The sequence below is a fragment of the Dyadobacter sp. CY343 genome, from assembly GCF_021390335.1.
Taxonomy (GTDB): domain Bacteria; phylum Bacteroidota; class Bacteroidia; order Cytophagales; family Spirosomataceae; genus Dyadobacter.
The window spans coordinates 1,061,012-1,083,423 of sequence record NZ_JAJUXK010000004.1 but is presented as its reverse complement, the minus strand read 5'-3'; the positions used below and the strand labels follow the sequence as shown (position 1 = coordinate 1,083,423).

Genomic DNA, 22,412 nt, shown 5'->3' with positions numbered 1-22,412 from the left:
AGTGGCAGGCAAATTACTTCTCAGCAACCGCCTTAAGTTTGTCACTTTCCTTAACCTGTTCAACAAATACCTTGGCAGGTTTGAAGCTAGGTACAAAGTGCTCGTCAATAATCATTGAAGTTCCCTTCGAGATATTGCGGGCAACTTTACGCGCACGTTTTTTATTAATAAAACTACCAAACCCTCTAACATAAAGGTTCTCGCCCTCAGAAAGGGAATCCTTTACCACGGTGAAAAACGATTCCAGCGTTTGCTGAACGTCGCCTTTGTCAACACCTGTTTTTTCAGAAATCTGTGCGATTACGTCTGCCTTAGTCACTTTGATTGTTTACTTTAAGTGGATATTATTTCATTTATTTACTTACTCCTCTGAATTTTGGGAACACAAAGGTACGGTAATTTTAACAGAATTTAAAAGGATGGCGTTTTCATTTTTTTTCTAATTGATTAAATAACAGTGTTTAATGACGAAAATATATTGATACCAGATACAGAGCTGATCGCAGAGTTTAACAAAAAATTAAAATTCTGGTATATAAAAAATCATAGAAAGCTTCTTTGGCGGGAGACCACCGATCCATACAAAATCTGGCTGTCAGAAATCATATTACAACAGACCCGCGTTGCGCAGGGAACTCCCTATTACGAGAAATTTTTGCTGAATTATCCCACCGTTTTTGATCTAGCTGCGGCCGACGAACGTGACGTACTTCGCCTCTGGCAGGGCTTGGGTTATTATTCCAGGGCCCGGAATATGCATTATACTGCCCGACAGGTTGTGAATGAATACGGCGGCAAGTTTCCCGAAACAGCGGCAGGACTTTCAAAGTTGAAAGGCCTGGGAAATTATACGGCGGCTGCGATCGCGTCATTTTCATTCGGAGAAGCTGTCGCTGCTATCGACGGGAATGTGTACCGGGTAATGTCGCGGATTTTTGGTATTCAGTCAGATATGCTGAGTAATCACGGTAAAAAGGAGTTTGCGTTGTTGGCTGCGCAGCTGGTACCCTCCGATGATCCCGCTACCTATAATCAAGCGATGATCGAATTTGGCGCATTACAGTGTGTGCCGGTTTCACCCGCCTGTCATATTTGTCCTTTTACAGATATGTGTTTTGCTTTTGCCCACAATATGCAGAACCAGCTGCCTGTGAAGGTGAAAAAGTTGAAGGTGAAGCAAAGGTTCTTTAATTATATAGTAGTCGAATTAAACGGTCAGCTGGCGATGAAAGAGCGACCGTCGAAAGATATCTGGCAGGGATTGTATGATTTTTATTTGCTGGAATCCCCTGCTCCTATTGAAGATCCCGACGATCTGCAAAGCTTAATTTCTTCGGCCGATTTGCTGCAACGCGGCATACTGAAAATGACTTCCAAAATTTATACACATATATTAACCCACCAACGATTGCACGTCAGTTTCTGGTGGCTGGAAATTTCGGAAACCAACACAATAGATTTGCCCGCAGGGTTGACTTTTTACACAAAGGAACAGATCGAATCGCTTCCTAAGCCGATTTTGATCGATACCTTTTTAAAAGAAGAGAAATACCTGTAACGCTTAAAACTGAAAGCTATGGCAAGTTTTAATTTAAATTCCACTCAGGTTGAGGATTATCACCGCGACGGTTATGTCGTAGTGAAGGGCCTCTTTTCCGAAGAAGAAATAGCCAAACTGTATAATACAGCGCTGGAAAATTCGGTCATGCAAAAGAATGCAATGGATCTGAATGATCAGTCCGGGAAGAAGACAAAGCTTTCGCTGTGGTTTACTCCGGGAGATGACGTTTTTGGTTATTTAATACGAAGCGAGAGAATGGTCAATTCCGTGTGGCAGTTGCTGGGCGAGGAAAGTCAGGTTTGCCATTTCCATACCAAGCTCATGCAAAAAGAGCCGAAAGTAGGAGGCGCGTGGGAGTGGCACCAGGATTACGGGTATTGGTATAAAAATCAATTCATTTTTCCGGACCAGCTAATGAGCGTGATGATCGCATTAACACCGGCAAACAAAGAAAATGGCTGTTTGCAGGTTATTAAAGGTTCACACAAAATGGGCCGCGTCAATCACGGTTTTGCCGGCGAGCAGGTTGGGGCCGATATGGAAATGGTTAACCACGCTTTGAAAACGATGGAGCTGGTATACTGCGAAATCGAGCCGGGCGATGCCTTGTTTTTTCATAGTAACCTCTTGCACAGGTCGGAAGCTAATTTGTCCGATCACCCGCGCTGGTCGCTCATTTCGTGCTACAACTCACAATCGAATATAGCCTACGCCGAAACATCCACATCCTGGAAAATTCCAGTCTCCATAGTCCCAGACCGCGCCCTGCTGGAATGGGAAGCCAATTCATTCGGCAATGCCGATTTTCTCAAAAAAGAAGACGACCCGGCTTTGAAAACAACGGGTTGGGAGTCGGAGGTGAAAACGGGAATTTAGAAAATTGTCATTGATAGTCACGGGTTGTCATTTGTGGTCATTTATTGTCAAATGTCCTTTTTACAATCAATGACTAAAAATGACTAGTTATGACAATTAATGACCAATGTTATGCAAAAAATAGCAATGCTAGGCTCCGGCTTTATTGGGCGGTTTTATGCTGAATCTATTCACGGACAGCGCGGCCGCGACAGGGTTGTGGCCATTTACGCGCGGCGGGAAGAAAGCGCGAAGAAGTTTGCTGCCGATTACGGTTGCGACTTCTGGTCTTCCAATATGGAGGAAGTGATCGCACATCCTGATGTGAATATGGTATGTATTGCACTGCCGAATAATATCCATGAGCAGGCGGTAATGCTTTGCGCCAAACATAAAAAGGCGGTTGTTTCCACTAAACCCTTGGGCAGAAATGGCGAAGAAGCTTTGCGCATGATGAAAGCTGTGGAAGATGCAGGCATTTTTGCAGGTTACCTGGAAGATCTTTGCTATACCCCAAAATTCCTGAAATCGCTGGAAAGTGTGAAAAACGGTTCGCTGGGCCGCATTATATGGGCGAAGTCGCGCGAGGCGCATCCGGGGCCGCATAGTGAGTGGTTTTGGGATATCGAGCAGGCTGGCGGCGGTTGTATCCTGGATTTGGGCTGTCACTGCATTGAGATTTCGCGGAACTTCATCGGAAAGGATATCCGGCCGGTGGAAGTAATGTGCTGGGCAGATACGCAGGTGAAACCGATCGATGCGGAAGACCATGCAATTGCATTGGTCAAATATGAAAACGGCGCGATCGGGCAGTTTGAGGTAAGCTGGACTTTCCGCGGCGGAATGGATCTGCGCGACGAAGTAATGGGAACTGAAGGCACGATTTGGATCAATAATTTTCTGCGAACAGGTTTTGAAATGTTCACAACCGGCCAGAACTCCGAGGGTTCAGGAGAAGAATATGTTGCTGAAAAGGCCGAAAGCAATACGGGCTGGCTGTTTCCGGTAGGCGACGAAGTGAATGATCTGGGCTATAACCACATGTTTACGGATATGTTCAACTCTGCCGAAAAAGGTACCGAGCCGGCTGAGACTTTTTATGATGGATATGTCGTGAATGCAGTGATCGACGCGGCTTATAAATCGGCCAAAACCAAATTGTGGGAGAAAGTAGAACTGCCTGTATGGCGGGGGAAAGAAGGAGTTACGAAGCCTTCCAACTACGTTTCCTACGATGAAGATTACTACTTAATCAAAAAAGAAGTAACCCACGACGGGCGTAATAAATTGATTTTGAAAGATAAGATCAGCGGCAGGATAACTGAGCAGGACATTTAGCGGCGCATTTGTTTTTATATTTTTATCTTTAAATCATCATTCAATCCACAACTAAGAATCATGGCAGGAAGTGTTAATAAAGTAATTTTGATTGGTAACCTGGGCAGTGACCCGGAGGTTCGTTACCTGGAAAGCGGCTCGGCAGTTGCGAAATTCAATATCGCTACTACTGAAAGCTATACCAATAAAAGCGGCGAGCGCGTGGACAATACCGAGTGGCACCGCATCGAACTTTGGGAAGGACTTGCCAAAGTAGCGGAGAAATATCTCAAAAAAGGAAATCAGGTTTATATCGAAGGGCGCATTCGTACCGACAGCTGGACGGACAAAGAAGGCCAGCAGCGTACGGGCGTTACTATTCGCGCAAATAGTATGACGTTACTGGGCGGACCATCGGGCTCCACACCGGGCTCAGCTCCCGGCGGAGAAAGCGGCGGAGGATATCAGCAGCAAAATCAGCAGCCAAGAGCCGCACAGGCGCCACGCTCCTCTGATCCGATCCCGCCGTCGCTGGCATCGGGCAGTAACGACGACGACGATCTGCCATTTTGATTTATTGGGGATTAAATCGTTGGTTCAGCAGAGATAGTGTAATTATTGGGCTGGAAGTACCTTTTTCGAACCATAATAGCTACATTTATCTTATTGAAATTTAAATCAACAATTTACTATATTCCGTGAAGGAGACCGCAGACAGTGACGACCCGCTTGCCCGAACGCGTACGGGGATTTCAATTCCCCAAAAATGTACGCAATCCGTTCTGGCAGGGGCATTTGTACCCGTTGATTTCTTAGCTCCCTACGATTTAATCCTCGTAATTTTTCTATTCCTCTTCTCATTATCCCTTTCCGGAATCCGCGCCGCTTATGCCGCTGCCGGCGCAATGGAAAACCCCTGGGACCGAAAACCCGATGAGGAAAATCAACTTCCAACCCGCATTCAGCAAACCGCATTATCGCTTGTTCAGCGCGCAATCACACTTTTTGCGTTGTTACTGGCCGTCCGGCTTGTCTGGTTTTTTTTGGAAAACCCACAGAACGAGAACTTCCGCTGGCTGGGATTGGCCCTGCTTGCTTTCTGGATCTGGGTTGATGCGATCGTGCGCTATAACGCAGCCCGGCGTGCAAATGAAATCATTCCCCGCATTTCGGGATTGACCCGGTTTTTGATCAAAATCTGTCAGCCGCTCACCCAGCCCGTTTTAAAAATGGGTTACTTCTTCGGCATATTCACGCCGGAAGGCGCACAGATCACGACAGAAATGCTGGAAGCGAAAGCGGAAAGCGAAGAAGAAACCGACCTGCTCCGCGGCCTGGCTAATTTCAGGCAGACGATCGCAAGAAAAGCAATGCAGGCCCGCTTGCATATCACCGCCTTCGATATTGACCTTGATTTCCACGAGTTAATGGACAAGATCAATAAGTCGGGCTACTCGCGGGTTCCTATATTCCGCGACGATCTGGATCATGTGGAAGGTATTCTGAATGTAAAAGACCTGCTGCCGCATATCCATCTTGATGAACATTTCAACTGGCAAAAGTTAATTCGCCCGGTTTACTTTATCCCTGAAAGCAAGCGACTGGACGATCTAATGAAGGATTTTCAAAGCCGGCGCGTGCATATGGCGATCGTGGTGGACGAATATGGCGGTACCAGCGGGCTGATTACGCTCGAAGATATTATCGAGGAAATTTTCGGGGATATTAACGACGAATATGATGAAGACGACGAGGTTAACTACACCCAGGTAGATGAAAATACCTACGTGTTCGAAGCCAAGGTGCTGATCAATGACCTTTGCAGATTACTTGGTCTGGAAAGTGATTATTTTGAGGAAGTTAGAGGCCATAGTGAATCACTGGCCGGTTTGTTGCTTGAATTGTTTTCAAGGTTACCGAGAACCGGCGAAGTAGCCACCCACAGAAAAGTGACCTTTAAAGTTCAGTCCGCGGACAAGAAGCGGATTAAGAAAGTGAGGGTATTGGTTGGCTAAAAAGCCTTTTACTCCTCAGCTGGCAGGTTTTTAGGAGAAGCTTTGGAAAAATACCTGATCTGATACAATTCCTGATTTTTACCGGAAAGATAGGGAGCCTGCGCTTTTTTAAGCACCAGGCTCCTTTCATTTAAATTCAATATCTGATAACCATTGATCACTTTTCCTGTTGAATCAAGGTAAACAAGCGAATCTTTTGAGATCAGTTTATAGGCGGATTTTCTGTATTCGCCTTTACGCCGCTCAAACAAAGATCCGTCCCTTCTATATTCAAAATAGGACCAATGCGCATCTTTGGTATCATTGGTAAAACTGAATCCATTTACATAATTAGAAATGGAATCAGTTCTCCATAAGCCCACAATAGCCTCTTCGTGCGACGAGCAACCGCTCAATATCCATGAGAACGCAAGAATGGTAAGTGACTTCTTCAATATCTGGGTTGACTTATTTGATCAAAAATATCAATAATTACTATTCTGGATCAATGTACCATTACTCAAATCCACCTCGCGTTGCGGAAGCGGGAAATAGTAATGCTTTGGTTTGACGAAGTTGCGCGCCGGCTTGCTAGGTCCGCGATCGACCTTGTAATGTGCCGAAATATCGATCAGACCTGCTTTGTCCCAGCGCATCAGATCCTGGTGGCGCTCGTTTTCGCCCGCAAGTTCCACGCGCCTTTCGTGCATGATGTTCTTCATCGTCGCATTCGTAACTGCCGCCAAACCAGCACGTTTTCTGACTGCATTCAACTCTGCATCGCCATTTGCACCGGACCGGATCTTCGCTTCGGCGGCCAGAAGGTATACATCGGCAGTTCTCAAAAACGGCGCATTCAGACTTTGGCTCATATCCCCGTTTTCAGCGAACTGCGTGTACTTTTTGAATGCATAACCAGTTACGCGGGTCATATTTTTTGCGAAAATCTCTTCGCCCTGCGCATTGCGGTCAACCTTATCGCCCGGACTGAAAATAGAAGAGGACTTGCGCGTATCGCCGGTTTCAAATTCTTTCACCAGATCCTCAATAGGCTCATGAAATCCCCAGCCGCCGAAAGCCTGCGGCGTGTGGTAAAAAGTAGGAGAGTTGTCTGTCGTCCAGCCGGTTTCGTATTGCAGCGAGAACAGGATCTCAGGATTATTTTCGGTAGCCAGCTCGAAATTCTGGTTAAATCCGGTCGCCAGTTTGTAGGCGGCATTGGAAGTTACCTTCGTGCTCGCTTCGATCGCTTTCGCCCATTGTTCTTCGTAAACGTATAATTTGGCCAAAAAACCATTTGCTGAACCTTGTGTTACCCTGCCCGCCTCCGTTGCCGCGTGCGACACGGGAAGTAACGAAGCTGCTTTCAAAAAGTCCGATTCAGCTTGTGCGCGCACTTCTGCCAGTGTGGATTTCGGTTTGTTGAAATTCAATGCCAGTGCATCTTCTTCGAGCAAAATAGGTACTTCGCCGTAAATCAGCGAAAGTCTCCAATACACAAAGCCACGTAGGAAATAGGCTTCACCCAGGCTGCGGTTTTTCAAAGTTTCGTCCATTTCAACCTTCGGCGCATTGATCAAAACCGCATTGGCCCGCGAGATAACTTCGTATTTCGTTTTCCAGGTAGCCAGAATATGCGAATTGGAAGCGTCGAAAGTGAACATTTCGAGCGAAGTTTCATCCGAGTGATCGCCGGCGCGGTTCATATCGTCCGAGCAATTGTCGAAGGTATATTCGGTGTGCGCAAAACCGTCTTCATCGAGCAACGGCGCATAAACTGCATTCACGGCAGCGATCACATCGTCGCCATTCCGCCAGTATTGCTGGGAGGTAACCTGTCCGTAAGGCGTGGTTTCAAGCAGATCGTCGCAGCTTGTGAGCATGGCGAGCGCGATGTATGCAGATAGTATTGTTATTTTTTTCATTGTTCTGAAAGTCTTGGGTGTAAATCTGAACTTGGGATTTTAGAAACTCAGCGTAGCTCCGATTGTCCACGTGCGGGCTTGCGGGTATTGCGCATAATCCACATTCAGCTGGTTGTAAGATCCGTTGCCAACGTTCCCTACGTAGCCCAGTTCAGGGTTAAGTCCCGAATATTTGGTGAAAGTCAGAATATTCTGACCGGTTACATAAATCCTCGCCTGTGACATTTTCAATTTGCCGATCGCATCTTTTGGAATTGTGTATCCCAGCGTCAGGTTTTTCAATCGCAGGTAATCTCCTTTTTCAACAAAAAGATCAGAAGGACGGAAATTACGGTTTGCATTGTCAATGCTCACGCGCGGTACCGTATTGCCGGTTCCTGCTCCATGCCACCGCTCATTTGCTTCCGCATATAAATTGAAAGAATAGCTGGCGTCGAGTCCCTGCATTCTGTCTGCATTGAAAATCTTGGATCCACCAACACCAACAAAAAACAGGTTCAGGTCAAATCCTTTCCAATTGGCGCCTGCCGAGAATCCGTAATTGACCTTCGGTTGCGGGCTTCCGATAATCGTCCGGTCATCGTCGTCCACAATCCCGTTTCCATTCAGATCCTGGAACCTGACATCACCCGGCTTGATCAGCCCGTCGGTGCGTCGCGAATCGTTTGCGATATTCGCATCGGAATCGATTTCTCCCTGACTCTGGTAAATCCCATCGGTTTTATAACCATAAAAAGTACCGTAAGGCTGGCCTTCATAAGTTCTTACGATTTCCTGCTGGCCGCGACCGTAAAGCTGCGTCGCCAGGAAACCTCCCGGAGTAGCAAGTCTTGTGATCTTATTTTGGATAAAAGTGGCATTGCCGCTCAGATTGAACGTAACAGCACCCACTGTGTGCCGGTACGAAGCTTCCAGTTCCAGTCCTTTATTTTGCAGCTGACCAATATTCTGGTCCGGGATTGTAGCTGACCCGATCGTGCCTATTGAAGGCGGCGCGAGCAACATATCCTTGGTGTTCTTGATAAAATAATTAGCTGAGAAAAACAGGCTGTTTTTAAAAAGCTCCATTTCCAATCCAAAATTGCTCATTTCGGCAGTTTCCCAGCCAATATGAAGGTTAGCTAACCGACTTTGTGCCGCACCGGAAACCTGATTCTGAACACCTCCGTTACCAAATGCATAACGGTACGTAGAGTTGATCAGAGCGAGATATTGGAGGGAGGCTACATTCTGGTTACCCAGCCTGCCCCAACCGCCGGTCAGCTTGAAGTTGCCAAACATCGGCAATGCATTTTTGAAAAAATCTTCTTCTGAAATTCGCCAGCCTGCCGAGAATGCCGGGAAGTAGCCCCATTGATTTCCGGGAGCAAATTTGGAAGAACCGTCGCTGCGGACTGTTGCAGTAAGTAAATACCGGTCTTTGAACGAATAATTCACCCTCCCGAAAAAGGAAGCAAGTGCGTCGTAGCTCCTGCCGCCGTTTCCGCCATTAGCCAGCGGTACCGCCACAATCGTTCCGGCATACTGCATGTATCGCAGCGAAGGATCTTCACTTGGAAAATCGCGTCCCCACTGATTCGAGAAAATATCATTGAATGTCTGCGAAGTATAGCCGCCGGTCAAGCCAAGAGAATGTTGGCCAAAACGCTTATCATACGAAAGAAAATATTCCTGCAAAAACGACCAGTTTTTATCATTTCCTACACTTAGCTGATTATAAGAATTGGTTCTGAACTGATCGTTGATCTTCACATCAAAAGTGTGGCTTTGTGAGAAAGTAGCGTCGGTAGCCAGGTTTGCACGCAGTTTCAAACCATCTGCTATTTCAATCTCACCAAAAACACTACCTAAAAAACGGTTACGCGCATTGTCTTTATCCTGCGTATCTACCGTGAAAACCGGGTTGTTAATATCTCCGAATGCACCCAAGCCCTGCGTAGAACCGTACGAACCGTTTGCATTTCTGACCGGCAAGCCCGGATGGAAACGGATTGCGCTCCAAAGCAGACCTGTTTGAGAAGATTGCGTGTCGGGGCCGGTATTATGTGTATTTGTAAACTGAAAATTCTGTCCGATCTTGATCCTCGAACCTATTTTATGATCCGAATTAATGCGGAATGTAAGTCGCTTGTAGCTTGATTTTCCAATGATCCCGGTTTCTTTATAGTATCCTCCCGAAATTGAAAATGTCGAATACTTGCTTCCGCCACGGATCGACGCGTCGTAATTCTGGGTAGAACCCTGCTGCAAAATCTCATCCTGCCAGTTGGTAAGCTGGTTTTGGTATTGTGTATCTGTCCATATTTCCGGAACAGACAGGCCGTCGTTGGTGTAAGCTTCCTGTTTTAAAACTGCCAGTTCGCGGGCAGTGAGCACGTCAAGCGTTTTAATGCGGTTGGAGACCCCGGCGTACCCATTCAATGTGACCGAAAGCGGGTTATCAAACTTGCCCCTCTTAGTAGTGACAATGATCACCCCGTTTGCCGCGCGCGTTCCATAAATAGCAGAAGCCGACGCATCTTTAAGAATTTCAATCGATTCGATATCATTCGGGTTCACGTCATTCATGGTCCCGGAAGGAATTCCGTCAATAACAACAAGCGGCGAGGAGTTGTTGACCGTACCAAAACCCCGGATCTGAATAGAGCCGGCATCGCCCGGTGCGCCACCATTTCTGACAACATTCACACCGGCTGCTCTTCCCTGCAAAGCCTGCTGCGCGCCGCCGGAGGGAAGGTTTTGAAAATCAGCGCCTTTCACAGACGAAACTGCGCCGGTAATATCCTTTTTTTCCTGCGTACCGTAGCCCACAACGACCACTTCCTTCAATGCACTCACATCGGGAGCCAGAGATATATTGATAATATCCTTGTCCACAGCAATTTCCTGACTTACGTAACCGATGAACGAAAATTTTAAAGTCGCGTTCTGATCCGGCACCGTGATGCGGTAGTCGCCGTTTTCGTTGGTAGAAGTTCCTTGCTGCGTTCCAACCAGCAGGATATTTACGCCCGGCAGTCCGTCGCCTTTTTCGTCGGTTACTTTTCCGGTGATATTTCGGTCAGCCGCATTGGATCGAATTCCACTATCGCCGATAGCAGTTTTTAAAACGGGCTTTTTTCGAAGTAATATCCTCGAAGTGCCCACCACCTCGTAGGAAACATTGAGCGGCGTAAGAAGCTGATCAAGTACCTTACTAAGAGGTCCTTTGAGTTCTTTAACGGTAACATTCTGCACTTTCTGAATGCTCGATGTACTATATACGAACTTCACGTCGGCCTGCTTTTCGATCATTTGCAGGATTTTTTTGATTTCAAGAGACTCCGTTTTCAGGAAAATCTCCTTGTTAAGCAGTTCCTGACCGTAAATAGCATGCGCGAACGATATGCCGCAGCACAATACGGAGATCAGCAGTTGTTTCGCCGTGATTTTCATGGCGCTGTAAACAACCCGGTTGAGGGGTATTTTTTTATACATAGTTATTAGAGGTTTATCTTTTTTATTCATTAATACATCCGGCTCCCTGAACAAACAGCGCGGTACCCCGGCTTTCATAGGAAATATTAGCCGACTTACAGATCAGGTCAAGTTGCTGGAATAGGGTCAATCCATTTAAATCACCGGTAAAAAGGCAGGTATCTGCAGTGTCGTTTTCGAGTACAATATCAATTCCGTAAGATTTTTCCAGTGAAGCGAATACACTTTTGACAGGTACTTCCGAGAATGTAAAACCATGTTCTGTTTCGCCCGCAGGAATGAGCAGCGAGGGATTTTCAACGATTGAGAATTCCATTTTCCTTGATTTTTTATCAAAAACGATCTTTTGGTTCGGCGTGAGTATTACCCCGTTTTTGGTCTTGGACCTCGATTCGTTTCCTTCATAAACCGAAACCCGCCCGGTTTTCACCCGAACTTCCACTGAGGTCGACTTGTCGTAAGATTTTATATTAAAGCTTGTCCCTAAAACCTTAGTAACCAGGTCGCCGGAGTACACGATAAACGGTTTAGCGGTATTTCTTTTGATCTCAAAAAACGCCTCTCCGTGAAGGTAAACCTGTCTGTTTTTCTCACCGAAATGCCCAGGAAAGCTCAGGCTGCTATTTTTTTTCAGCGTAACAATACTTCCGTCTTCCAGCGTCACGTTCTGCGGTTTGTCGGAAGTATTCCTGAATTCCATCAAGCCTTTGCCTGAGATCAGATCTGCATTGGCTACTATTTCTGCCGGGTCATTTTGAACAAAAACCCACACACCGATCGCAATTAAAACCGAAGCCGCGGCCGCCAGCCAGGGTATTGATCTTAAAATAAGCGGCTTACCGAATGTAGTCCTGAATAGTTTTGTCTGAATGCGCTTTCCGATAACCTCTTTTTCATTTTCAAAAACAGCCGAATCTTCCATTGGATTGTTTTGGAAATATTCCAAAACAAAATCTTCCTCCTCCTGCGTGTGCTGGTCGGAAAGATATTTGTTGAGGGTCTGCTGAAAATCGTATTGGTTCATGGCTTGTTGAAATACTTAATTATCGCTTTGGTAGATCGACAGATTGTCTTTCAAAATTTTGAGGGATCGGGTAATATGGTATTCCACAGCTTTTTCCGAAATGTGAAGTTCTTTGGCAATGCTCTTAACTGATTGATTTTCAAAGCGGCTAAGCTGAAAAACACGGCTGGTTTTCTCCGGAAGTTTTCTCATCGCCTTGTCGATCGCCTCCGAAAGATCATTGAACTCGATGTTTTCTTCCGTGGAAGATATTTCCTGCATTTTGTTGAGCAGCACATATTCCTGATACCTCCGCCACGTAATTTTTGACTTTACATGATTGGTAATCAGGTACTTCATCGAAATGACGAGGTAGGAACTGAGATGCTTTATATTGCTTTCCGCGCGCCTGTTCCATAGACTTTCAAACAGGTCGTGAACCAGTTCTTCGGCTTCTTCCTTCGAGGCTGTCTGGTGGTAGGCAATGCAAAACAACTTATACCAATACCGGTTATAGACTTCCTCGAAAGCGCGTTTGCTGCTTTCAGAAAGCTGAATAACCAGTTGCTCATCAGTAAATATTGGCTTCATCAAATGCCAGTAGAAAATGGAATACAAAGGTATAGTCAAACAACAGCTGAATACCCCTAAACCGTTTTACCATTATTTTAATAATTTTTAAAAACGACTTGTTTTCACCTTTTTTTGGTCGACTCCTAACTTATAGCTAATTTTGCCCGGCAAATAACAATCGTTTATTTGCTATGAGCACAGACCCATTCAAAGTCCTCTTCGAGGCCCTCACTTACGACGACGTTCTTCTAATACCAGGTTATTCAGAAATTCTTCCTCGCAATACAACAACAAAAACCAAGCTTACACGTAACATCGAACTGAACATTCCATTGGTTTCAGCGGCGATGGACACGGTTACCGAATTTGATCTGGCCATTGCGATGGCCCAGGAAGGCGGCATTGGAATAATCCATAAAAACATGAGCCTGGAAGCGCAGGCTGAGCAAGTAAGAAAGGTAAAACGGTCTGAAAGCGGCATGATCCTTGATCCGATCACGCTGAACGATACAGCTACCCTCGGCGATGCGCATCAGATCATGCGTGAGTTCAAAATCGGCGGTATTCCCGTGATTGACAAAGATCACAAGCTGATCGGTATCCTCACCAACCGCGATTTGCGTTTTGAAAGAGAGATGTCAAAGCCGGTTACGGAGATCATGACCAAGGATAAGCTGATCACAGCCTCCGACGGTTTATCACTCGACGACGCAGAGAAGATCTTGCAGGAATACAAAATCGAAAAGCTTCCTATCGTAGATTCAGCATATCGTTTGACAGGTTTGATTACCTACAAAGATATCCTGAAACGCAAATCCCACCCGAATGCATGCAAGGACGAATACGGCCGCCTGCGTGTAGGCGCGGCAGTTGGCGTTACAGCTGATCTTTTGAAAAGAGTAGAAGCATTGGTGAAAGCTGGCGTGGACGTGATCAGTCTGGACACGGCGCACGGTCACTCGCTGGGCGTGATTGAAGCTCTCAAGTCAGTAAAAGCACAATTCCCGAAACTGGATGTAATCGCAGGCAACGTAGCCACCGGCGAAGGTGCAAAAGCATTGGCGGACGCAGGTGCGGATGCAGTGAAAGTGGGCGTGGGACCAGGAAGTATCTGTACTACCCGCATTATCGCAGGTATCGGAGTTCCTCAGCTTACGGCAGTAATGTGGGCAGCGGAAGCATTGAAAGGCACAGATGTTCCGGTGATCGCCGATGGCGGTATCCGTTTCTCAGGCGATATGACCAAAGCCTTGGCCGGCGGCGCAAGCACCATTATGATCGGCTCGATGCTGGCAGGTAGCGACGAAGCTCCCGGCGAAATCGTGATTTACGAAGGCCGGAAATTTAAAGCTTATCGTGGAATGGGATCAGTTGAGGCAATGGAGGACGGTTCGAAAGACCGGTATTTCCAGGATGCAGAAGATGATGTCAAAAAGCTGGTTCCGGAAGGTATTGTTGGTCGGGTACCTTTTAAAGGTAAAGTTTCAGAGATCGTTTACCAGATGGTTGGTGGTTTGAAAGCAGGTATGGGCTACTGTGGCGCTGGCGACATTGCCGACCTGCAAAAAGCGCAATTCGTGAAAATCACTTCTGCCGGTGTCAAAGAAAGCCACCCGCACGATATCATGATTCAGAAGGAAGCACCGAATTATTCGAGGAGTTAATTGGCTATTGGCTGTTGGCTATTGGCTGTTAGCTATTGGCCGTTAGCTGTTAGTTTTTAGCATAACAAAAAATGCCTTGCACATTGCAAGGCATTTTTTGTAAAAATATTTTACCAACAGCCAACAGCCAACAGCTAACAGCTAATAGCCAACACCTCCCTACACCACCGTCGGTTTCGCAAACTTGCTTTTAAAATATCCGAAAACCATCGGCAGAATTGACAATCCAATAATTCCGAAAATTACGAGTTCGAAGTTCTTTTTCACGATTTCCATATTCCCGAAGAAGAAACCAAGTAACGTAAGTGCAGGAACCCACAGAAGTGCCCCTGCGATGCAGTAAATGATATATTTGGAATAATTCATACTGCCCGCGCCGGCTACGAAAGGTGCTACCGTGCGAACGATCGGAATGAAACGCGCCATAATTACCGTGCTTCCTCCGTGTTTTTCATAGAATGCTTCCGTTTTTTCAAGATATTCTCTTTTCAAGAATAATATCCTCTCTCTTTTTTTGATCTCTCCGCCCAGTTTTTTTCCTACGAAATAATTGAGGTTATCTCCCAATAATGCGGCAATGATCAGAAGAATGATGATCAGCCAGACATTCAGTCCGGTGGTTTCATTGGCGGCTATTGCACCTGCTGCAAACAAAAGTGAGTCTCCCGGTAGCAGCGGCATGATTACCAGACCGGTTTCGGTGAAAACGATCAGAAACAGGATCAGGTAGGTAAGCGTACCGTACTCCTGTACAATGTCAAAAAGATGCTTGTCGAGGTGGAGAAAAATGTCAATAAACTGCCTTAGGAATTCCATAGCTAATATTAGGTGAGTGATAATGCGTTATTACGATTTCGAATCGATCTTCCATTTCTGCTTGGTTTTAGCATTAAGGAAGTGGTTGAATGTATCGCCACGCAGACCGAGGCGGATCGTTTCAAGAGGAATAAGCTCAGTAGGGGCGATATTTCCAAGATTTACATTGGCACCGAGCAGTTTCACAAACCAAACCTGCTGTGATTTCTGGGGTGCTTCCCAAAGCATATCTTCGAATGCAATTTCAGTCAAAATTTCTTCCACCAGTCCCTGGCGCACTTCCCCGCTCGCACGGAACAAACCTACGTTACCCGATTCGCGCGCCTCACCGATCACTTTCCAGGCTCCTGCCTGCAATTCAGATTTGATCAGCTGGATCCACTTATAGGGAGGAATGATTTTATTTTCATCCTTAGAACCCACCTCAGACAAAACGGTCACCTGCTGGGCAAGTGTCCTGATATATTCGCATTTAACGTCCTGGTTCATTTCGATAGAACCGTCGGAGACTTCTGCGTGTTTGAGGTCGTATTTGTCGAGCAGCTTGCGGTAATCGTCAAATTGGTTTCTTACAACAAATGCTTCGAAGAGGGTACCACCGAAATAAACCGGTATGTTGGCATTCTTATAAACCGCAAGTTTCTCGTTGAGATTCGGGCTGACATAAGAGGTAGCCCAGCCCAGCTTTACGATATCAATATAATCGGATGAAATCGATAACATATCCTCTGTCTCTCTGATACTGAGCCCTTTATCCATCACCATGGTGATTCCCTTCTGGCGGGGTTTCTGGGAGCGATCAGGAACCTGCGATAACGTAAAATTCATATATGAGTATGCTTTTATCTCTGGCAAAAACTGCGGTAAAGGTAGCAATAACCTTCAAAACATAGCAATTAAATCCACAATAATGACTGTGATTCCTAGATATTTCTACGATAATTACTATTTTTCGTCTTACGTTTCCAATGTCTATTTTATCAAATTTTTGCCATGAGTGAGTCGACAAAACCGGGGATTGACGGAGAAAACCAGCGTCTCGCTTTTTTACAAGCGCACATTGGAAAGCCAATGAATGAAAGCAAATCGCCGGTCGGGCGGTGGCTCAAGGGGAAGTTGACCGGTGTGCGGGAAGGCAGTATGGAAGTCGAATTTACGGTGCGCGAAGAAATGACAAATCCAATGGGCAGCTTGCACGGCGGTATTGCCGCTACCATTCTCGACGAAGTAGTAGGAACGATGGTGTACGCATTGGGACGGGAATTCGCATGCGTTTCAGTCAACCTGAACTGTGATTTTCTGCATTCCGCCAAGATCGGGGACGTAATTACTGCCAAATCCTGGGTCGTCAGATCGGGCAAGAATATCATTCACGTCGAAGGTAAGATAGTTGATCTGGAAGGCAAGATCATCGCCAAATGTACCAGCAATATGATCCAGACCAACTTCCGGATCCCTTTTTGATCACAAATAACCCTGCGCTTGAATATTGAACAATTCGGCATATTTGCCGTTCTGCGCGATCAGCTCGCCGTGGGAGCCGAATTCGATCAGTTTTCCTTTTTCCAAAAACAAAATTCGGTCGGCCATTCTCACGGTTGAAAACCGGTGGGAAATGAGCACGGCCATTTTTCCCTCGATCAGGTTAGTAAATCTTTTGAAAACCTCGTGTTCTGCGCGAGCATCCAGCGCAGAAGTAGGTTCATCCAAAACGATGATCTGGGCATCGCGCATGTAAGCCCGCGCGAGTGCGATCTTTTGCCACTGACCTCCTGAAAGTTCGGTACCATCTTTGAAACGTTTTCCCAAAACCTGCTCGTAATGGTTAGGTAGCCTGTCGATGAGCTCGTGCGCCATACTTTTATTCGCAGCACTTTCAATCGCATTTTTATCGTCAATATTCGCAATATCGCCGACTGCGATATTATCCGAAACGGTCATTTCGTACCGGATGTAATCCTGAAAAATGATACCAATATTGGCCCGCAGATCGGCCAGCTGGTAATCCTGTAAATCCACGCCATCGATCAGAATGCGGCCTTCTGTGGGTTTGTAAAGTGAGGCAAGCAGCTTGACCAAAGTCGTTTTACCGGCCCCATTTTCACCTACTAATGCCAGTTTTTCGCCAGGTTTGATAGAAAAAGACAGGTTACGCAATGCCCAGAAATCGTTGTCAGGATATTTGAAACCCACATTTTCAAAGGTTATACCCTTTCTGATCGGGTGAGGGATCGCATAACCGTTTTCGTTGGCAAGTATGGTAGGTTGTATTTCAAAAAAATCAAATAGGTCCTGTAAATACAATGCATTCTCGGCTATACTGGAAAACCGGCTCATGATATTTTGGAGCATCGCGTGCATTCTTTGGAACGAACCGGAAAGGAAGGTCATCGTACCGATCGTGATCATACCGCTGAGCGTTTGTGCCAACACAAAAACGTAGGCGCCATAGTAAGCCAAGGTGCCGATTGCCGCCAGCAAATATCCCCAGCCGGCGCGCGCGACCGCTATCTTCCTATTTGCATGAAAGTATTTGTCCGAAAGAGATTTGAATTGACTGGCGAGGTAATTTTCCAGACCAAAAACCTTCACTTCTTTCGCAGTTTCGGCGCTTGAACCCAGGTACCGCAAATAATCCAGCTCACGCCGCTCGGGCGTCCAGCTTCTGGTAAGTGAATAGGTTTTTTCATTGAAATGCGTTTCGCCGATAAAGGAGGGGATTACTGCGACGATCAGAATCAATATCAGCCACGGATTGAAAATCACCAATCCTGCTCCCAGTGATAATAATGTGAGCATATCCTGCATTTGGGCGAGCGTTTGTGAGAGCAGCACGGTTCTACCGGAGGTTTGCCGCCGAGCGCGTTCCAGTTTATCATAGAATACCGGATTTTCAAATTGATACAAATCCAGTCTGGCGGCGTGATGCACCAGGTCGACGGACGTTTTGTTGGCAACTAGGTCACCCAGCAAGCTATCAAAAAGGTTAATGCAGCGGTTCAGCAAGTCGGAAATGATTGTCAAAGCCAATTCAGCACCTACCAGCAGCCACAAGTATTGGTGCGAGCTGCCGCGGTGATCGATCAGAAAAACCACCTGATCAATGATCTCTTTTCCTATATACAGGATCAGCAACGGAAGTGCGGATTTCACAAGCCGGAACGAAATGTTACCGATCGTGAGCAGCTTATCAGTTTGCCAGACGAGCCGGAAAAATCGGGGCAGGTTTTGTAGCGCGGAGAAACGCTTTTTGAAAGATTGGTTGTTTGCGGTAGTCGGATTATCGGGACGGGGCCCGCGGGGTTTGCTCAAAGATGCAGTTTTTGGTTAACGTTTGGATTAACATTTTAATAATGAAAAAGTTCGCCGGTTAAACTGCATTCAAAGGCTGAGTAATCCACTCCGAAATAGGCCAGTGAAAAATGCATTCCCTATCTTTGTTTTATGGAAAAACACTTTGAATTGCTTCCAAAAGAGCGTCAGGACCAGCTGATGGCATTTGATCGTTTGCTGACTATTATGGACGAACTGCGGGAAAAATGTCCCTGGGACCGGAAGCAAACGATGGAAAGTCTGCGGCATTTGACGATTGAGGAAACTTACGAGTTATCCGACGCGATCATTGAAAACGATTTGCCGGAGATCAGAAAAGAGTTGGGCGATATCATGCTGCATTTGGTTTTTTATGCAAAAATCGGATCGGAACCCGATCCTGATAAAGCCTATCAGTTTGATATTCAAGATGTATTGAATGGAGTTTGTGATAAACTCATTTCTCGCCACCCGCATATTTATGGAGATACTGTGGCAGATACAGAAGAGGCTGTCAAGCAGAATTGGGAGAAATTGAAATTGAAGGAAGGAAATAAATCGGTATTGTCGGGCGTGCCGGCTTCGTTACCTGCATTGGTTAAAGCAATGCGCATCCAGGAAAAAGCGAGGGGTGCAGGTTTCGATTGGGACGAAAAGCAGCAGGTTTGGGAAAAAGTGCAGGAAGAGCTGGAAGAGTTCAAGCAGAATTTTGATATAGAAACAGGAAATGCAATTGACCAGAAGGAGGCGGAAGGAGAGTTTGGCGACCTTTTATTCTCACTCGTAAACTATTCCAGATTCGTCGATATTAACCCTGAAACTGCATTAGAAAGAACGAACAAAAAATTCATTCGCCGCTTTCAATATCTCGAAGAAGCGTCAAAGGCTGACGGAAAATCATTGTCAGATATGACGCTATCGGAAATGGATGCATACTGGAACAAAGCCAAAGAATTGGGAGTGTGACCTGCAAATAAATACTCCTTTTTGGGGTATTGCGTGACAGTTTTTTCGTGAAGATATTGCGGGCGTAATCTTGTCACAATTTCAACAGCACGCACGACTATGTTTATCGAACAAAGAATTGATCAATTGGAGAATATATGTGTTGAACACGGAAAGCAGATTGATATGATAGCAACAGGACTGGCATCGCTGACAACACTGGTACATACTGGATTTGCAAGTGTCCATAAAGAATTGACCGTGATCAATGATCGACTCGACGATCACGCTATCAGATTTGACAATCTCGAAGCAAAACTGGAGGTAAGGTTCGAAAAGCTGGAAGACAAGTTCGACCGGCTGGTAATTCGCATTGACCGCGTAGAGGTAAGGCTGGACAAACTCGAAACTCGAATGGATCAGAAATTCGAGGAAATGGATCAAAAATTTGCTGAAATAGATAAGAAATTCGAGAAAGTCAATCAGCGCTTTGATGAAATGGATCAGCGATTTGACAAAATGGATCAGCGGTTTGACAAAATGGATCAGCGGTTTAACAAAATGGATCAGCGATTTGACAAAATGGATCAGCGATTCGATGAGATGACTCAGCAATTTAAGGAGCTGGTTACGCTGATAAAAAGTAGATAAATAATAATGTCATCACACCATATTGTAAGAGAAAAGCAGGAGCCAGCGCTGATTATTGCCAACGGAGAAGCTTGCAGTGAAGAGCTGCTCGGGCAGTTGCTCGAATGGAGTCCTTTCATTGTCGTGCTCGATAATGCAATTTACCGTGTACTGGAACTGGGCATTAAAGTTGATGTCTGGTTGGGCGATTTTGACGATCCGCACGATTTCGACGCGATACTTGCCCGCCAGCAACCCTTGGAAATTGTAAACACGCCAGATACCGAAAAGACTGACCTTGAAAAAGGAGTTGATTTTTTAATAGAAAGAGGATTTCCGGCTGCCAATATCGTGTGGGCAACTGGGCGCCGCGCCGATCATGCAGTGACCAATATCACCAATCTCGTTCGCTATAAGGACAAGATCCGGCTCGTGATGTTCGATGATTATTCTAAAATATTCCCGCTTACCGGGACTTTCGAAAAATGGTATGCTGCCGGTACGCCCATTTCGCTTATTCCAATTGGAGTTGTGGAAGGCATTGAAACTTCCGGATTGAAATATAATTTAAAAAACGAAACCCTGACCTTAGGTCACCGCACGGGCAACAGTAATGAAGCTGAGACGGATGGAATGGTCAGGATTTCTGCAAAAACCGGGGATATGCTGATTATGGAATGCTGGGACTAATTATGAAGTCTTGCTTTCCCTCGCTTCTACGTAAAAATTAGGATCGACGGTCAGTCTCTTTTCTGACTTCACCTTGATCGTTTTCCACTCGCTAGTAGGGTAAATAAATTCCTCTTTCCCTGCCCCGATCTGCACTCTGACCGGCATTTCAAAACCCGCTACCACATTCGTCCAGCGATATTGCAGTCCTTTTCCTCCGAAACTATATTCAAGAACCGGAATGCGCGTGTCGCGAAGGTATTGGTCGAAAACTTTGGTCAAATCCTTGCCGGACTCTTTACTCACATACGCTTCAATTTGCGATCCGTCGACTGTCTGGTGGTAAAACGTTTTATTCAACCCCCGCAAAATCTGCCTCCACTTTTCGTCATCATTCACAACCTGGCGGATCGTATGCAGCATATTCCCGCCTTTGTAATACATATCTTTCGAGCCTTCTTGGTTCACACCATAAATCCCCACAATCGGTGCTTTATTTTCAATCAGTTTGCGGGTGCCGATCACATACTCAGAACCCGCTTTTTTACCAAAATAATACTCAGTATACAAGTTTTCAGAATAGTTGGTAAAACTCTCATGCACCCACATATCAGCCACATCTTTGTAGGTGATATTATTCGCAAACCACTCGTGACCGCTTTCGTGAATGATAATAAAGTCCCATTTCAAGCCCCAGCCCGTATTGGAAAGATCGCGGCCGCGGTAACCCATTTTATACTCATTCCCATAAGTCACCGAACTCTGATGCTCCATGCCGAGATAGGGTACTTCCACCAGTTTGTAACCATCTTCATAAAAAGGGTAGGGGCCAAACCAATGCTCAAATGCTTTCAGCATCATCGGAACCTGCTTAAAATGTTCTTTCGCTTTATCCAGGTTTTTAGGCAATACATAATAGCTAACCGGCAAATCGCCTTTTTCACCCTTGTAAGTTTCGTCCCAGCTTACATAATTCGCTACGTTCATATTCACTCCGTAGTTATTGATAGGGTTTTTTACTACCCAATTGAAAGTGCGCGTATTATCGCCGTTTTCAACCACAGAAAGCAGCTTTCCGTTAGAAATGTCAGTCATTTTCTGAGGTACCGTTATGCTGATCTGCATACTGTCGGGCTCGTCGTACATGTGGTCTTTGCACGGCCACCATACACTTGAACCCAAACCCTGGCACGAAGTCGAAATGATCGTATTGCCCTGGCCATCAGGTATCCATTGTACGCCCCCATCCCAGGGTGGATTTTTGGCAAGCCTCGGTTTACCAGAATAAAATACCTCGATACTTTCTGCTTTTCCAGTTTCCTGTTTCTTTTTCAGGTCGATAAAAAATGCATTACCGTCACGCTTGAATTCGAGCGATTCGCCATCCTGGATCACTTTACTAATCAACAGCGGTTGTTGCAAATCCACTTGGATACGCTGATTTGGCTGCAATACCTTGTAAATGATCGTGGTACTGCCGCTCAAAGTACTGTCCTGCGCATTGGGCTTTACCTTCAAATGATAGTAAGTAAGGTCCCACCACGCGCGTTCGGGTGTAATGGAGCCGCGGAGGGTATCGGCGCGGGTGAATTTGTGTTCCTGGGCAAAACCGGAAACCGAAATAGCCGATAGTATCGCGCAAAAAACGGATTGGCGTAAATTCATTCGTGT

At 45.9% G+C, this 22,412-nt stretch carries 20 protein-coding genes; 10 read left to right on the top strand and 10 right to left on the bottom strand.

The features are described 5' to 3' along the window. Positions 1–13: 13 nt before the first annotated feature. The gene (locus LZG94_RS16565; protein ID WP_026631310.1) at positions 14–319 is read right to left on the bottom strand and encodes an HU family DNA-binding protein; all 306 of its coding nucleotides are present in this window, start codon (positions 317–319) and stop codon (positions 14–16) included. Positions 320–457: 138 nt separating this feature from the next. Here LZG94_RS16565 and mutY point away from each other — a divergent pair, with 138 nt between their 5' ends. The 5 genes from mutY to LZG94_RS26480 all read left to right on the top strand — a co-directional run bounded on the left by mutY (position 458) and on the right by LZG94_RS26480 (position 5,748). Then, positions 458–1,558 carry an A/G-specific adenine glycosylase gene (gene mutY, locus LZG94_RS16560; protein ID WP_233792938.1) on the top strand — a complete coding sequence of 367 codons (1,101 nt, stop codon included), beginning with the start codon at positions 458–460 and terminating at the stop codon, positions 1,556–1,558. A gap of 18 nt (positions 1,559–1,576) precedes the next feature. Beyond that, complete coding sequence (locus tag LZG94_RS16555) at positions 1,577–2,437, top strand: phytanoyl-CoA dioxygenase family protein (RefSeq protein ID WP_233792937.1); 861 nt, start codon at positions 1,577–1,579, stop codon at positions 2,435–2,437. A 111-nt stretch (positions 2,438–2,548) separates the two neighbouring features. After that, positions 2,549–3,754: a Gfo/Idh/MocA family protein gene (locus LZG94_RS16550; RefSeq protein WP_233792936.1), complete on the top strand. Its 1,206-nt coding sequence runs from the start codon at positions 2,549–2,551 to the stop codon at positions 3,752–3,754. A gap of 60 nt (positions 3,755–3,814) precedes the next feature. Beyond that, positions 3,815–4,306, top strand: coding sequence for a single-stranded DNA-binding protein (locus LZG94_RS16545; protein WP_233792935.1), 492 nt, complete (start codon positions 3,815–3,817; stop codon positions 4,304–4,306). 125 nt (positions 4,307–4,431) lie between these two features. Beyond that, positions 4,432–5,748, top strand: a complete 1,317-nt coding sequence (locus tag LZG94_RS26480) for a transporter associated domain-containing protein (protein ID WP_233792934.1) — start codon at positions 4,432–4,434, stop codon at positions 5,746–5,748. 8 nt (positions 5,749–5,756) lie between these two features. Here the strand turns inward: LZG94_RS26480 and LZG94_RS16535 are convergent, their stop codons facing one another. From LZG94_RS16535 to LZG94_RS16515, 5 genes are read right to left on the bottom strand one after another with little or no spacing between them, the layout of a single operon-like run. Further along, the gene (locus LZG94_RS16535) at positions 5,757–6,182 is read right to left on the bottom strand and encodes a hypothetical protein (RefSeq protein ID WP_233792933.1); all 426 of its coding nucleotides are present in this window, start codon (positions 6,180–6,182) and stop codon (positions 5,757–5,759) included. Between the two features lie 30 nt (positions 6,183–6,212). Beyond that, positions 6,213–7,652, bottom strand: coding sequence for a RagB/SusD family nutrient uptake outer membrane protein (locus tag LZG94_RS16530; RefSeq protein WP_233792932.1), 1,440 nt, complete (start codon positions 7,650–7,652; stop codon positions 6,213–6,215). 39 nt (positions 7,653–7,691) lie between these two features. Continuing rightward, on the bottom strand, positions 7,692–11,129 hold the full coding sequence (locus tag LZG94_RS16525) for a TonB-dependent receptor (protein ID WP_233792931.1): 3,438 nt from the start codon (positions 11,127–11,129) through the stop codon (positions 7,692–7,694). 22 nt (positions 11,130–11,151) lie between these two features. Beyond that, positions 11,152–12,153 carry a FecR family protein gene (locus tag LZG94_RS16520; protein ID WP_233792930.1) on the bottom strand — a complete coding sequence of 334 codons (1,002 nt, stop codon included), beginning with the start codon at positions 12,151–12,153 and terminating at the stop codon, positions 11,152–11,154. A gap of 15 nt (positions 12,154–12,168) precedes the next feature. Further along, positions 12,169–12,723 carry an RNA polymerase sigma factor gene (locus LZG94_RS16515; RefSeq protein WP_233792929.1) on the bottom strand — a complete coding sequence of 185 codons (555 nt, stop codon included), beginning with the start codon at positions 12,721–12,723 and terminating at the stop codon, positions 12,169–12,171. Between the two features lie 173 nt (positions 12,724–12,896). Here LZG94_RS16515 and guaB point away from each other — a divergent pair, with 173 nt between their 5' ends. Further along, positions 12,897–14,369 (top strand): IMP dehydrogenase, encoded by a 1,473-nt coding sequence (gene guaB, locus LZG94_RS16510; protein WP_233792928.1) that lies wholly within the window; start codon positions 12,897–12,899, stop codon positions 14,367–14,369. A 159-nt stretch (positions 14,370–14,528) separates the two neighbouring features. Here the strand turns inward: guaB and LZG94_RS16505 are convergent, their stop codons facing one another. Next, complete coding sequence (locus LZG94_RS16505; RefSeq protein ID WP_233792927.1) at positions 14,529–15,185, bottom strand: DedA family protein; 657 nt, start codon at positions 15,183–15,185, stop codon at positions 14,529–14,531. A gap of 30 nt (positions 15,186–15,215) precedes the next feature. After that, positions 15,216–16,013: a phosphosulfolactate synthase gene (locus LZG94_RS16500; protein ID WP_215234122.1), complete on the bottom strand. Its 798-nt coding sequence runs from the start codon at positions 16,011–16,013 to the stop codon at positions 15,216–15,218. 165 nt (positions 16,014–16,178) lie between these two features. Between LZG94_RS16500 and LZG94_RS16495 the strand changes: the two genes are divergently transcribed. Further along, positions 16,179–16,649, top strand: a complete 471-nt coding sequence (locus tag LZG94_RS16495) for a PaaI family thioesterase (RefSeq protein WP_233792926.1) — start codon at positions 16,179–16,181, stop codon at positions 16,647–16,649. On the opposite strand, the gene LZG94_RS16490 is transcribed toward LZG94_RS16495, so the two are convergent. Further along, complete coding sequence (locus LZG94_RS16490) at positions 16,650–18,497, bottom strand: ABC transporter ATP-binding protein (RefSeq protein ID WP_233792925.1); 1,848 nt, start codon at positions 18,495–18,497, stop codon at positions 16,650–16,652. It lies immediately after the preceding gene. A gap of 132 nt (positions 18,498–18,629) precedes the next feature. Here LZG94_RS16490 and mazG point away from each other — a divergent pair, with 132 nt between their 5' ends. From mazG to LZG94_RS16475, 3 genes are all read left to right on the top strand, one after another. Further along, entirely contained in the window at positions 18,630–19,463 is an 834-nt protein-coding gene (gene mazG, locus LZG94_RS16485) for a nucleoside triphosphate pyrophosphohydrolase (RefSeq protein WP_233792924.1), read from the top strand. A gap of 99 nt (positions 19,464–19,562) precedes the next feature. Further along, on the top strand, positions 19,563–20,093 hold the full coding sequence (locus tag LZG94_RS16480) for a hypothetical protein (RefSeq protein WP_233792923.1): 531 nt from the start codon (positions 19,563–19,565) through the stop codon (positions 20,091–20,093). A 6-nt stretch (positions 20,094–20,099) separates the two neighbouring features. Beyond that, the gene (locus LZG94_RS16475; protein WP_233792922.1) at positions 20,100–20,762 is read left to right on the top strand and encodes a thiamine diphosphokinase; all 663 of its coding nucleotides are present in this window, start codon (positions 20,100–20,102) and stop codon (positions 20,760–20,762) included. Here LZG94_RS16475 and LZG94_RS16470 read toward each other — a convergent pair whose 3' ends face one another. After that, positions 20,763–22,406 (bottom strand): M1 family metallopeptidase, encoded by a 1,644-nt coding sequence (locus LZG94_RS16470; RefSeq protein WP_233792921.1) that lies wholly within the window; start codon positions 22,404–22,406, stop codon positions 20,763–20,765. Between the last annotated feature and the right edge of the window lie 6 nt (positions 22,407–22,412).